The sequence below is a fragment of the Aerococcus sanguinicola genome, assembly GCF_008726925.1.
In the GTDB taxonomy this organism is placed as follows: Bacteria; Bacillota; Bacilli; order Lactobacillales; family Aerococcaceae; genus Aerococcus.
The window spans coordinates 188,313-201,287 of record NZ_VYWO01000001.1; the positions used below are offsets into that span (position 1 = coordinate 188,313).

Annotated in this window: 14 protein-coding genes and 1 other RNA gene; all 15 read left to right on the forward strand. The window is 48.5% G+C overall.

Annotated features, from left to right (window positions below; all coding sequences use genetic code 11):
* Positions 1–11 precede the first annotated feature (11 nt).
* Complete coding sequence (gene smpB / locus F6I03_RS00985) at positions 12–476, forward strand: SsrA-binding protein SmpB (RefSeq protein ID WP_070430887.1); 465 nt, start codon at positions 12–14, stop codon at positions 474–476.
* Between the two features lie 213 nt (positions 477–689).
* Positions 690–2,681 (forward strand): fructose-bisphosphatase class III, encoded by a 1,992-nt coding sequence (locus F6I03_RS00990; RefSeq protein ID WP_070430886.1) that lies wholly within the window; start codon positions 690–692, stop codon positions 2,679–2,681.
* A gap of 19 nt (positions 2,682–2,700) precedes the next feature.
* Positions 2,701–3,396 carry a histidine phosphatase family protein gene (locus F6I03_RS00995; RefSeq protein WP_070430885.1) on the forward strand — a complete coding sequence of 232 codons (696 nt, stop codon included), beginning with the start codon at positions 2,701–2,703 and terminating at the stop codon, positions 3,394–3,396.
* Positions 3,397–3,578: 182 nt separating this feature from the next.
* Positions 3,579–3,943, forward strand: a transfer-messenger RNA (tmRNA) gene (ssrA, locus tag F6I03_RS01000).
* Between the two features lie 169 nt (positions 3,944–4,112).
* The gene (locus F6I03_RS01005; RefSeq protein WP_070430884.1) at positions 4,113–4,457 is read left to right on the forward strand and encodes a DUF2187 family protein; all 345 of its coding nucleotides are present in this window, start codon (positions 4,113–4,115) and stop codon (positions 4,455–4,457) included.
* Between the two features lie 248 nt (positions 4,458–4,705).
* Complete coding sequence (locus tag F6I03_RS01010; protein WP_070430883.1) at positions 4,706–4,933, forward strand: acyl carrier protein; 228 nt, start codon at positions 4,706–4,708, stop codon at positions 4,931–4,933.
* 27 nt (positions 4,934–4,960) lie between these two features.
* The gene (gene fabK, locus F6I03_RS01015; protein ID WP_070430882.1) at positions 4,961–5,914 is read left to right on the forward strand and encodes an enoyl-[acyl-carrier-protein] reductase FabK; all 954 of its coding nucleotides are present in this window, start codon (positions 4,961–4,963) and stop codon (positions 5,912–5,914) included.
* 90 nt (positions 5,915–6,004) lie between these two features.
* Complete coding sequence (gene fabD / locus F6I03_RS01020) at positions 6,005–6,940, forward strand: ACP S-malonyltransferase (protein WP_070430881.1); 936 nt, start codon at positions 6,005–6,007, stop codon at positions 6,938–6,940.
* Between the two features lie 4 nt (positions 6,941–6,944).
* Positions 6,945–7,676, forward strand: coding sequence for a 3-oxoacyl-[acyl-carrier-protein] reductase (fabG, locus tag F6I03_RS01025; RefSeq protein ID WP_070430880.1), 732 nt, complete (start codon positions 6,945–6,947; stop codon positions 7,674–7,676).
* Positions 7,677–7,685: 9 nt separating this feature from the next.
* A complete protein-coding gene (gene fabF, locus F6I03_RS01030) occupies positions 7,686–8,927 on the forward strand; it encodes a beta-ketoacyl-ACP synthase II (RefSeq protein WP_070430879.1) in 1,242 nt (413 codons plus the stop codon).
* Positions 8,927–9,406: an acetyl-CoA carboxylase biotin carboxyl carrier protein gene (accB, locus tag F6I03_RS01035; protein ID WP_070430878.1), complete on the forward strand. Its 480-nt coding sequence runs from the start codon at positions 8,927–8,929 to the stop codon at positions 9,404–9,406. The genes fabF and accB overlap by 1 nt, the downstream gene beginning before the upstream one ends.
* Before the next feature lie 50 nt (positions 9,407–9,456).
* Positions 9,457–9,879: a 3-hydroxyacyl-ACP dehydratase FabZ gene (fabZ, locus tag F6I03_RS01040; RefSeq protein ID WP_070431008.1), complete on the forward strand. Its 423-nt coding sequence runs from the start codon at positions 9,457–9,459 to the stop codon at positions 9,877–9,879.
* A 20-nt stretch (positions 9,880–9,899) separates the two neighbouring features.
* On the forward strand, positions 9,900–11,270 hold the full coding sequence (gene accC / locus F6I03_RS01045) for an acetyl-CoA carboxylase biotin carboxylase subunit (RefSeq protein ID WP_070430877.1): 1,371 nt from the start codon (positions 9,900–9,902) through the stop codon (positions 11,268–11,270).
* Between the two features lie 14 nt (positions 11,271–11,284).
* Entirely contained in the window at positions 11,285–12,148 is an 864-nt protein-coding gene (gene accD / locus F6I03_RS01050; protein ID WP_070430876.1) for an acetyl-CoA carboxylase, carboxyltransferase subunit beta, read from the forward strand.
* A gap of 10 nt (positions 12,149–12,158) precedes the next feature.
* A complete protein-coding gene (gene accA, locus F6I03_RS01055; RefSeq protein ID WP_070430875.1) occupies positions 12,159–12,971 on the forward strand; it encodes a carboxyltransferase subunit alpha in 813 nt (270 codons plus the stop codon).
* Positions 12,972–12,975: the final 4 nt, after the last annotated feature.

Genomic DNA, 12,975 nt, shown 5'->3' on the forward strand with positions numbered 1-12,975 from the left:
GGAGCTATCAAATGGCTAAAGCAAAAGATAACAGTCATGTGGTGGCCCGCAACCGCAAGGCCAACCACGATTTCACGATTGAAGAGACCATCGAATGCGGCATTGTGTTAACCGGCACGGAAATCAAGTCGGTCCGCCAGTCCAAGGTCAACTTAAAGGACGCCTTTGCCCGGATTGAACGAGGCGAGGTCTGGCTCTACCAATGCCATATCAGCCCCTATGAACAGGGAAACCGCTACAATCCCGACCCCATGCGCCGGCGCAAACTGCTCTTGAAGAAGCGGGAAATTGCTAAACTGGAAAAGGCGACGGAAAGGGACGGTTATACCTTGGTTGCCCTCAAGATGTACATCAAGCGGGGCTTTGCCAAGGTGCTGATTGGAACTGCCAAAGGGAAGAAACGCTATGACAAGCGCCAGAGCCTCAAGGAACGCGATATGAAACGCGATATCCAGCGGGCACTCAAGGCAAGATAAGGCAAGCGAGCGAGGGGTTGAGGAGTGAGCCCTTTGCTAGCGTGCTGAGTCCCTATCAGCTTGTCATATTAAGCTGGGCCTGGCCCGGCTTTTTCTTTTGGCAGAGATTCTGTATTTTTTGCCGAAAGTCTCCGCCAGAATGAAGAAAGCATGCTATAATGAATAGAAGATGTAAGTGTTTTCTCAAAAATATGATTGAAGGGAAATAAGCGTATGGATAACAAAGCCTCCTATGTACATGACCGTTACTTGCAATTATTGGCCCAAAAATTTCCTAACCAGGCCGCTGCAACCACTGAAATCATCAACCTGGAAGCGATTATGGAGCTGCCCAAGGGGACAGAGCATTTCATGAGTGACCTCCATGGGGAATTCAATGCCTTCAACCATGTCTTACGTAACGGTTCAGGTAATATTAAAGAAAAAATTTCTGAAGTTTTTGGTTCATTGCTCAGCCAAGAGCAGCGCAATGAACTGGCCACGATTATTTATTATCCAGAAGAGAAACTCGCCCACCTGCTCAGCCAGTGTACGACCGAGCGAGAAGTGGTTGATTTCTTCTATACGGTGATTGCCCGCCTCGTTAAGCTGGCCCAATTTGTGGTATCCAAGTATACCCGGTCCAAAGTCCGCAAGGCTATGGCCAAGGATATGGCCTATATCATGGAAGAGTTGATCTTTAAGGATTCGATTGTAACCAATAAGGAATACTACTACCATAATATTGTGGAGAATATTATTGAATTGAACGAAGCGGACCTCCTAGTTGTCCGCCTATCGGAACTGATCCGGGAATTAGTCGTGGACCACCTCCATATTCTCGGGGATATTTATGACCGGGGGGATAGTCCAGATAAGATTATTGACCTCTTGATGGAGAAGAAGTCGCTGGATATCCAGTGGGGGAACCACGATGTGATCTGGATGGGGGCCGCTAGTGGCTCTCGTGTCCTCATCGCTAATGTCATTCGGATCTGTGCCCGCTATGATAACCTGAATATTATCGAAGATGCTTATGGGATTTCACTTCGCCAATTAGTTAGCTTTGTTGATGCCACCTATTCTAGCGAAGACTTAGGGGTTTTCATGCCCAAATTGGACCCAGAAATTGACCACTTCCCGGCTGAAATTGTGCAAATTGCCAAGATGCAGCAGGCTATGGCCATTATCCAATTCAAGTTGGAAGCAGCCATCATTAAGCGCCACCCCGAATTCAATTGCGACAACCGCCTACTTTTGGATAAGATTGACTTTGACAAGGGCCAGGTCTTCGTTGATGGCAAGTGGCACCGCTTGCTCAATAGCTACTTCCCCACAGTCGATCCAGATGACCCTTACCGCTTGACGGAAGATGAGGAAATGATTATGGACCGGCTCCAGGAAGCCTTCCTCAATTGCGACCGCCTCCACCAGCACATCGCCTTCCTCTACCAAAAAGGTGGCATCTACAAGTGCTACAACGATAACTTGCTCTTCCACGGCTGCATTCCCTTTAATGAAGACCACAGCTTTAAAGAATTGGAAATCGACGGCCATTCTTACGGGGGCCGCGAGCTCATGGACAAGTTTGACCAACAGATGCGCCTGATGTATAGCTTCCGCCAGGCCGATGAAAGCAAGAATCCTTATTTGGACTATTGCTGGTATCTCTGGCAAGGTGAAGCCTCTTCGCTCTTCGGTAAGAAGCAGATGAGAACCTTTGAACGCTATTATGTTAAGGATAAAGACACCCATGAGGAATACAAAAATCCTTATTACAGCTGGCGGGAGGAAGAGGATTGTGTAGATACGATCCTCAAAGAATTTGACCTGCCCGTAGCCTGTGGTCATATTATTAATGGCCATACCCCCGTCAAAGAGATCAAAGGGGAGGATCCGATCAAGGCCAATGGCAAGCTCCTTGTGATTGACGGGGGCTTCTCCAAGGCCTACCAGTCAACCACGGGACTGGCAGGCTACACTTTGCTCTTTAACTCCTTTGGCATGCAATTGGTCTGCCACCAGGCCTTCAAGGGGGTTGAAGATGTGGTGCTGAATGGGACGGATATTATCTCCACCCGGCGTGTAGTCGACAAGGAACTGGAACGTAAGACAGTGGGGCAGACGGATGTGGGCCAGGCTCTCAAGGCCAATGTCCAAGACCTTAAAGATTTACTTTGTGCCTTCCGTTCTGGTAAGATAGCAGAGAAGGAAGTTAACAATTAATAAGGGAGAGATTGAAGCGATGTCCAAAGGTGTCAGCATTTACTTTATGCGCCACGGCCAAACTTATTTGAACAAGTACAACCGCATGCAAGGTTGGTGTGATGCCCCCTTGACTGACCAGGGGATCCGTGATGCTATCCGCAGCGGCCGAGGCCTAGCAGAGGTGGAATTCTCTGCGGTATATACGAGTGACCTGCAACGGACGGTCAAGACTGCCGAATTAGTCTTAGACCAGAACAAGCAGGGCCAGGGCCTAGAAATTGAAAAACGTCCCGAATTCCGTGAACAATTCTTTGGCAGCTTCGAAGGCCTGGATGCCAAGGAGATCTGGGATGGCGTCAGCCAGCATGTCCACCAAGATTTGAGCCAGGGCTATGCCGGGTTGACTTCTCCCGATGCGGTCAAGGTCGAGATGGATGCCTTCCATGAATTGGACCCCAGCCACGATGCGGAAGACTTTATGACCTTCTGGCTGCGGGTGGAACTCGGCTTAATCGATGTCATCACCAAGCACCGGGAGACCGACCAGAATATCTTGATCGTCTCTCACGGGATCACCATTCGTAACATGATCCATGAACTCATTCCTGATTTCCAAATCGATCAGATGCTGGACAATGCCAGCGTGAGTATCCTCCGCTACCAGGATGGTTTCTATCATTTAGAAGCTTATAACCAGACCAAGCACTTTGCCGAACTGGCTGAAGAGGCTTAGTTTATATCGGGCCTTGCCAGGGCCAAATCGATTGCGGCAAGTAAAGTTGGACCAGGGTCCATAACATACGATAGCTATAAGAAGAGGTTGGACGTTTAGTCTAGCCTCTTTTTTGCCGGTCCAGGGGCTTGAAACTTGCAGGAGGGCTGACTTTTTGCTATAATAATGATTGCATCATATTCGGGGATGTTCCGGAATTCGACAGGCATGGCCCGATGTATGACTACATTCCGAAGCGACGACTTCGTAAAAACGTCAAACAGTTTAAATATAACTGACAAACAAGAAAATCAAACTTTAGCATTCGCTGCCTAGCAGCATGCTAAGATCCGCCTAGTATCGCCCATGTATTAGTTCCGGGTCCTATTGAAGTGGGATACGCTCCAACTTTCCACCTGGAAGTTGGAGAAGAGATTGACCAGGTTCGCTAACCAGATCGGTTTGTCATAAGACCCCTGGGGCGCTAAAACAAAGCTTATGACTATGAGTGTAAACGTTATATAATCGGAATGTCTGGACAGGGGTTCGACTCCCCTCATCTCCATTGAAGGGTTTTACCCTATAAAGTCGCCACAAGGCTCCCAGTGAATGGGGGCCTTTTTGCTTGTTAAGCAAGGGCTAGAGCGGGCGAAAATGCAAATATTAGCAAAATCATTAAAATGATGTTAAAATAATACCAGTAGCTATTATTTGTTTCCAAAGAAAGAGGCGTAAGTATGAAAATTAAGCTGACTCCTGAAGTTCAAGCGTTGGTTGAAACGGAACTAAGAAGGGGAACAAGCAAATCTCGGATTGCGAATTTGATTGACCTTTCCTATGAAGAAGCCTGCGCTGTCATCGATCAGGTGAAGAAATCGGTTCGTCCTGATGTTGGAGATGAAATAAAATTTCAATTTAGAGACTGCGATATGACCGGAATCATCGAGAAGCTGCTCACCAATTCAGCTGTTGTCCGAATTTACTGGGACTATTCCAATGAGAAAATGCTAGATATCTGCGAGGAGCGAACCATTGTTAACTTCAAAGATATTGATGAATTTGTTACGATTTATCAAAAATAAATACAGAAAAGGGGCTTTTTTAGCCCTTTTTAATTTTCAAAATAAAGTATATTATAATTTGACAAATTAAAAAACAATAAGTTATGATACTTTTTGTTGAGAATTGACTAGGGCTAGTTTGCTTTAAAAAATTCTTTAAGTCTAGCGGACTTAAATTGACAAGTGCTAGGACTTAGTTTAAGATAACTCTAATCGATCCATTCGATAAATGGAAAAAAATTTCTTATAAAAACAAAGGAGAATGAACAATGACAACATTTGAAAAAATCCAAGAAATTATCGTTGACCAATTAGACGTTGAGGCTGAAGAAGTAAAAGCTGATACTAACATCCAAGATGGTTTAGATGCAGATAGCTTAGACATCTTCCAAATCATTAATGAAATCGAAGATGAATTCGATGTAACGATTGATGAAGATGAAAGCAACATCGCAACTGTTCAAGACTTAGTTGACTTTGTAGACAACAACCAATAATTGAATAGCTAAGAGAGTAGGCGCTTAATGAAAACTAAGCTATGGGAAGAAATGGGTGTGACTTACCCAATTGTCCAAGGCGCCATGGCATGGGTGGCAGATGCAGACCTTGCATCTGCTGTTTCTAATGCCGGAGCTTTAGGTGTTATTGGAACGGGACACGATTCTGTTGAAATCGTACAGCAAAAAGTCGAAAAAATGCAGGCCCTAACGGACAAGCCTTTTGCAGTGAATGTGATGTTACTCAATGCCCATGTGGATGAGCTGGTTGATTACCTCTGCCAATCCGGGGTTAAGATTGTCACAACGGGTGCTGGCTCACCAGCCAAGTATATGAAACGTTTCAAAGCAGCTGGCATTAAAGTTATTCCAGTGGTTGCTTCTGTGGCCTTGGCTAAACGCATGGCCCGTGAAGGGGTCGATGCTCTGATTGTAGAGGGCATGGAGTCTGGTGGCCATATTGGTAAGTTGACAACCATGGCCCTGGTTCCTCAAGTGGTTGATGCGGTTGATATTCCAGTGATTGCAGCTGGTGGGATCGGAGATGGCCGGGGAATGGCTGCAGCCCTCATGCTCGGTGCGTCAGGAATCCAAGTAGGGACCCGTTTTGTCGTTGCCAAAGAATCAAATGCCCATCCTAATTTCAAGGAAAAAATTATTAAAGCCAAGGATATCGATACCGTGATTACAGGCGAATCGACTGGCCATCCGGTCCGTGTCTTGCGCAATAAATTAACCAAGAAATATCTGAAGGTGGAGCATGAAGAGGCCGCTAAAGACCAGCCCGATTGGACCAAGTTTGAAGACCTAGCCAAAGGGGCCTTAAAACGAGCTGTTGTTGATGGGGATGTGGATAATAGTTCATTAATGGCCGGTCAGATTGCCGGACTTATTCACCAAGAAGAGACCTGTGAAGAAATTATTCAGTCCTACATGCAAGAATGTCGCGAGCTGATTCAACAGCATGCCAGTATGAATTAAGACGGACAGTGAGGGCTAAATTTTTTATTGCTTTCACTGTTTTTATTTTAACTATAAATAATAAACAATGATTAAAGAAAGAGGGATTCCATGTCAATTGCCTTCATGTACAGTGGTCAGGGGGCCCAGTTCAAGGGGATGGGGCAGGATATCTTAGCCCGCTACCCGCATTTGGACACGTTTTTCGAGGAAGCCAGTGCGATTACTTCCTATGATATGAAAGCCATCTGCTTTGAGGACGATGAGAAGATCCATGAGACGGAATATACGCAACCCGCGCTGATTACCATTGAAGCCATGTTGAGCCAGTGCCTCCATGAAGCTGGTATCCAGGCTGATTATAGTCTGGGACTGAGTCTAGGGGAGTATGCGGCCCTTATGAATGCCGGGGCCCTATCCTATGCGACCTGCATGGACCTCATCCGTCAACGCGGCAAGATCATGGCTGAAGCGGTTCCATCTGGTTTGGGTAAAATGGTGGCAGTTATGAATACCCCACGTGAACAGATTGAAGCTGCTTGCCAAGAGGCCCGGTCTGAGGCCGGGGCTTATGTGGCACCAGCCAACTACAATACAGGCAAGCAAGTGGTAATCGGGGGCTATGAAGAAGCTGTCGACCTGGCCTGTGAGAAGCTCAAGGAAGCAGGGAGTAAGAAATTAATCCCCCTTAAAGTTTCAGGGCCCTTCCACACCGAGCTGATGAAGCCCGCTAGTGAGAACTTCAAGCGAGCCCTCGAGCTTGTCGATTTTAATCCCCCCGCTTATCCCGTCATTTCCAATACGACCGCCCGGCCCCATGATATGGCGCATTTAAAAGAGAATCTGGCCAAGCAAATGTACTCCCCGGTCCGCTGGGAAGACTCGATTCGCTATCTCTTAGATCAAGGGGTAGACACCTTCATTGAGATTGGCCCCGGTAAGACCTTGTCTTCCTTTATGAAGCAGATTGATCGGTCGGTGGCGTGCTACCGGGTAGGCGACCTTGAAAACTTAGAGAAAACCATTAATGAATTAGCAGGAGAATGAGCATATGTCTAAAGAAGAAACCCTTATTATTACAGGCGCTAACCGTGGGATTGGTGCGTCTACGGCACTTGCCTTTGCCAAGGCAGGCTACCAGATTGCCATGGTCAACCGGTCCCAGGCGGATGAAAGCCTCCTAGAGACGATCCGCGATTGCGGGGTAGAGGTGAGAGAATACCTGGCAGATGTCTCAGACTTTGACCTGACCAGCCAAGTAGTGAAAGCTATTCACAAGGACTTTGGCCGGGTGGATGTCTTAGTCAATAATGCGGGAATTACCAAGGATAGTCTCTTGATTCGGATGTCTGAAGAAGCTTTCGACCAAGTCATTGATGTGAATCTTAAGGGAAGTTTTAATTTGATCCGCCATGTGTCAAAAATAATGCTAAAACAGCGTAGAGGTGCTATCATAAATGTATCGAGCTTATCCGGCATTATTGGAAATATTGGCCAGGCTAACTATTCGGCTTCTAAAGCAGGTTTGATTGGTCTGACCCGGTCGGCAGCGCGCGAGCTAGCCAGCCGTCACATTACAGTGAATGCCGTAGCACCAGGTTTTATCTCCAGTGATATGACCGATCAGTTATCCGACAAAACGAAAGAAGCCATGCTAGAAGAAATTCCGCTCAAGCGCTTCGGTGAGCAAGAAGAAGTGGCAGAAGCGATCTTATTCCTAGCAACTAATCAGTATATTACAGGCACCACCCTTGAAATTAACGGTGGACTCAATATGAACTAGGAGGTTCTTATGACGAGAAGAGTTGTAGTGACAGGTCTAGGGGCTGTAACTCCCTTAGGAAATTCAGTAGACGAATTTTGGGCCAATTTAAAGGCGCAAAAGCATGGGATTGGCCCGATAACCAAGTTCGATGCTAGCGGCCTAGATACCCAGTTAGCAGCTGAGGTCAAGGATTTCGAGCCTAAGGATTATATGGACCGCAAATCCGCCAAGCGGATGGAACCCTATGCCCAATATGGGATTGCAGCGGCTGGGGAAGCCTTGAAAGATGCGGGCTTAGACTTGGACCAAGTAGACCGCGACCGGGTCGGAATTTATTTTGGAACCGGTATTGGCGGGGTCCAAGAAATGGAATCTGGTATCCGTAAGATGATTGCTAAAGGACCTAAACGGGTGAATCCTTTATTCGTTCCAATGGCCATTTCCAATATGGGGGGCGCCAATATTTCCATGCACTTTGGTATCCATGGTCCAGCCCAAACCGTATCGACCGCTTGTGCTTCAGCCAATAATGCGATTGGTGAGGCCTTCCGCTATATCAAGCATGGCTATGCGGATTACATGTTAGCCGGTGGGGGCGAATCATCCATCTGCGAGATTGCCATGGCCGGTTTTGAAAACTTGACCGCTATGAATACCACAGATGACCCTGATCGCGCATCGATTCCTTTTGATAAGGAACGGGCTGGCTTTATTATGGGTGAGGGCGCTGGCATCTTGCTTCTTGAGAGCCTAGAATCTGCCCAAGCTCGCGGCGCTAAGATTTATGCTGAAGTTGTTGGCTATGGGGCAACGTCCGATGCCTACCACCTGACTGCTCCTCATGAAGAAGGTCAAGAAGCCGTTAAGGCGATTGAATTGGCCTTAGAAGAAGCCGGCCTGGGTCAAGGGGATATCCAATATGTCAATGCCCATGGGACTTCTACCCCTACCAATGACCGGGTTGAAAGTCATGTTATCCAATCGGCTTTTGGCTCTTACAGCCAAGAGATTGCGGTGACTTCAACCAAGGCTGCAGTCGGCCACCTCTTAGGGGCGGCTGGGGCAGTGGAAGCGATCGCCAGTTTGAAAGCCATGGAAGAGAGCTATATCCCTGCTATGGTGGGCTATCAAGTGCCCGATGAAGACTGTGACCTCCACCTTGTAATCGGCCAAGGGGAAAAGCGTCAGATTGATGCCCTCGTTTCAAATGCCCTCGGCTTTGGTGGCCATAATACGGTAATTTGCTTTAAGAAGGTGAGCGAAGACTAATGGAAACTAAAGAAATTAAAGCACTCATCCAGGCTGTCGATGCCTCCAGCCTCCAGCAATTTGCCTTCAAGAATGAAGACTTAGAGATTGTTATGTCCAAGCTAGACTCCGACGCCCTCCATGGCCAGGCCTCCGACCAGGCAGTGGCTTCAGTCGAAGACCTAGCCCTAGAAAGCAAGAGCCAAGCGACTGCTCCAGCTGCTTCACAGGCCGAGGAAGCCAGTGAGGAAGAAGAGAGCTTTGCGGGCCAAGTGGTCACAAGCCCGATTGTGGGTGTGGTTTATCTTGCGCCAGGCCCTGACCGCGACCCTTATGTGAGCCTAGGCCAGACCATCCAGGCGGGCGAGACCGTTTGTATCGTCGAAGCCATGAAGATTATGAATGAAATCCCAGCGGAATACTCTGGGACCATTAGCCAGATCCTGGTTAAGGATGGGGAAGTGGTTGAATACGGCCAGCCCCTGTTTGAAATTAGTTAAGGAGAGATCGTGTGGAAAAGAATGAAACTATTTTAGATGCCCAAGCCATTATGGACATCATCCCTAACCGCTATCCTATTTGCTTTATTGACCGGGTAACGGAATTAGAAGTCGGTAAACGTGTAGTGGCCCGTAAGAATGTGACCATTAATGAACCTTATTTTGTGGGTCACTTCCCAGGAGAACCTGTGATGCCAGGCGTGCTTCAGATTGAAACCATGGCCCAAGCTGGGTCTATCCCACTCCTGATGACGGATGGTTTAACCAAGCGTACGGGTTATTTGGCAGGGGTAGACAAGGTGAAATTCCGCCAAAAAGTTGTCCCAGGTGATGTGCTTACCGTAACCGTTGATATCCTTAAGATTAAACGAAATATTGGTCTAGCTAAGGCAAGTATCCACCGAGAAGATGGGGTATTATGCAGTGAATGTCAGATGACCTTCGCCGTATCAGATGTTGAACGAGATGTTTAAGCAGTAAAGAAAGTGGTCAAATGTTTAAGAAAATACTTATTGCCAACCGTGGCGAAATCGCTGTTCGAATTATTCGGACGTGCAAGGAGATGGGCATCCAAACAGTGGCTGTATACTCCGAAGCGGATGCAGATGCGATGCATGTCTCTTTAGCTGATGAGGCAGTCTGTATTGGGAAAGCACCTGCTGGGGACTCCTATTTAAACATGCCTTCCATCCTTAGTGCGGCAGTCGTTACTGGGGCCCAGGCCATCCATCCTGGTTTTGGCTTTTTATCAGAGAACAGTAAATTTGCCCGCCTCTGCCGGGAGATGAATATTATCTTCATAGGTCCAGATGCGGACGTGATTGACCAGATGGGGGATAAACAGCACGCACGGGAGACCATGAAAGCTGCCCAGGTCCCTGTTATTCCTGGGAGCGAAGACTTTGTCCATAGTGCTGAAGAGGCCCTAGCCATTGCAGAAGAAGTGGGCTATCCTGTCCTCTTCAAGGCAACAGCCGGCGGTGGGGGCAAAGGCATGCGCCTAGTTAAGGATGAAGGGCAATTGCAGGCTGCCTTCGATGAAGCCCGGCTGGAAGCCCAACAGAACTTCCACAATGACCAGCTTTATTTAGAGAAGGTTATCCATCCCGCCCACCATATCGAAGTCCAAATCCTAGGCGATAACTATGGAAAGGTCATCCACTTAGGAGAAAGGGAATGCTCGCTCCAGCGCAACCACCAAAAAGTCTTGGAAGAGAGTCCAAGCCCCTTTATCCGTCCAGAAATCCGTGAGAAAATCTGTGCAGCGGCTGTCCAAGCAGGGAAAGAAGTCCATTATACAGGGGCTGGAACCATTGAATTCTTGGTTGATAGCGAGCAGAATTTCTACTTCATGGAGATGAATACCCGGATCCAAGTGGAACACCCCATTACCGAAATGGTCACGGGGGTTGACTTGGTCAAGAAGCAGATTGAAATTGCAGCCGGCCAAGCCCTGGACTTAGACCAGGAAGATATTTCCTTTAAGGGGCATGCCATTGAAGTGCGCTTGAATGCAGAGCGACCAGAGAACCACTTCTATCCTTCAACCGGTTCCTTTGACTTTGTTCATTTTCCTGCGGGGAATCTGGGCTTGAGACTGGAATCAGCTGTCTATAATGGCTACCAAATGCCGCCATATTATGATAATATGTTTGCAAAGCTGATCGCTTATGGCGCAGACCGAGAAGAGGCTGTGCAACGAATGAAGCGGGCACTGGCTGAATTGCGTATCGAAGGGATTGCCTCCAACCAGGCCCTGCTCCAAGCGATTCTAGCAGACGAGGGCTTCCTGTCAGGCGATTACAGTAATGATTACCTGGAGGCCAGCCTTTTACCTGCCTGGCTCGCCCAAGAATCCAAGTGAAGGGAGATAAACTGATGGCTTTCATGCGTAAAAAGAAATCCTATATCCATGTGCCCCAAGCCAGTCAGAAGGAGGCCATTGATCCCAACCACAAGCCCTATATCCCTGATGGCATGTGGCAAAAGTGTCCCCAGTGCCAGCAAACCATCCTGACCCAGGATATGAAACCCGCCTATGTCTGCACCAATTGCGACTACCACTTTCGGATTTCGCCCCAGGAGCGTATTCGTCTGATTCTAGACCAGGATTCCTTTGTTCCCCTCTTTGAGGATGGCGAAGCGCTCAACCCCTTGGACTTCCCAGGTTATGCGGAGAAGCGGGCCAAGGCTCAGGAGCGCACCCAGACCGATGAAGCCATTACGACGGGGCTGGGCCGGATCAAAGGACAAAAAATTGCCTTTGCCTGCATGAATCCCTTCTTCATGATGGGATCCATGGGAGCTCGGGTTGGGGAGAAATTGACGGCTCTTTTTGAGCATGCCCTTAAGGAAAGCCTGCCAGTGCTTGTTTTTACAGCCAGCGGGGGGGCCCGGATGCAGGAGGGGATTATTTCGCTTATGCAGATGGCTAAAATTTCCTTAGCCGTTGAACGCCATAGCGAGGCTGGTCTCTTCTACCTAGCTGTTCTGACGGATCCTACGACGGGCGGGGTGACGGCCAGCTTCGCCATGCAGGCGGATATTATCTGCGCTGAGCCTGGAGCCCTGATTGGATTTGCCGGGAAACGGGTCATTGAGCAGACCATCCACGCAGCTGTGCCGGAGAGCTTCCAGAGTGCCGAGCACCAGCTGGCCCATGGTTTCGTTGACCGAATCATCCCCCGCCAGCAGTTAAGAGAGGAATTGTCTGGCCTACTAACCATCCATTGCCAAGCTTAAGGAGTGTATTATGCTAGAAAGTCATTCAAAAAAGCGCCCCTCCCTCCATCCCAGTGAGGTTGTCCAGGCGGCGCGCGATACCCAGCGTCTGACGACTTCAGAACTGGCCCGTTATATCTGCGAGGACTTCTATGAACTCCACGGGGACCGTGCCTATGGGGATGACGCCGCCATTTTTGGTGGGGTCGGTCTCCTTGACGGCCGCCCTGTCACGATCATCGGAACGGAGAAGGGGCACACGACCAAGGAAAATGTAGCGCGTAATTTCGGCTCTCCCCATGCGGAAGGTTATCGCAAGGCCATCCGTCTAGTCGAACAAGCTGATAAATTTAAACGGCCGGTCATCAGTTTCATCAACACATCTGGAGCTTTCTGCGATGTGGAAGCTGAAGACCGGGGAGTGGGGGAAGCCATCGCCCGGTCCATGCAGGCTTTTGGACGCTTATCAGCTCCCAATATTTCCCTCTTGATTGGGGAAGGTGGGAGTGGGGGCGCCCTGGCCCTTGCTGTAACCAACCGGGTATGGATCTTGGAAGATGCTATGTATTCTATCCTGTCACCAGAAGGTTTTGCGACCATTCTGTGGAAAGATATCAGCCGGGCGGATGAGGCGGCTGAATTGATGAAATTTACCGCTAAAGACCTCTATGAACTCGGTGTGGTGGATGAGATTATCCCTGTCCGCCAACGCGGTGAAGCCATCACCAAGGAGAAATTAGCAGACAATATCAAAACCATGCTAATCAAAGAATTGAAGGATTGGGATGGCAAGTCAGCTGAAGCCATCCGTTTAGACCGCGAAGCGCGTTTTCGCCAATTTTAAGGGA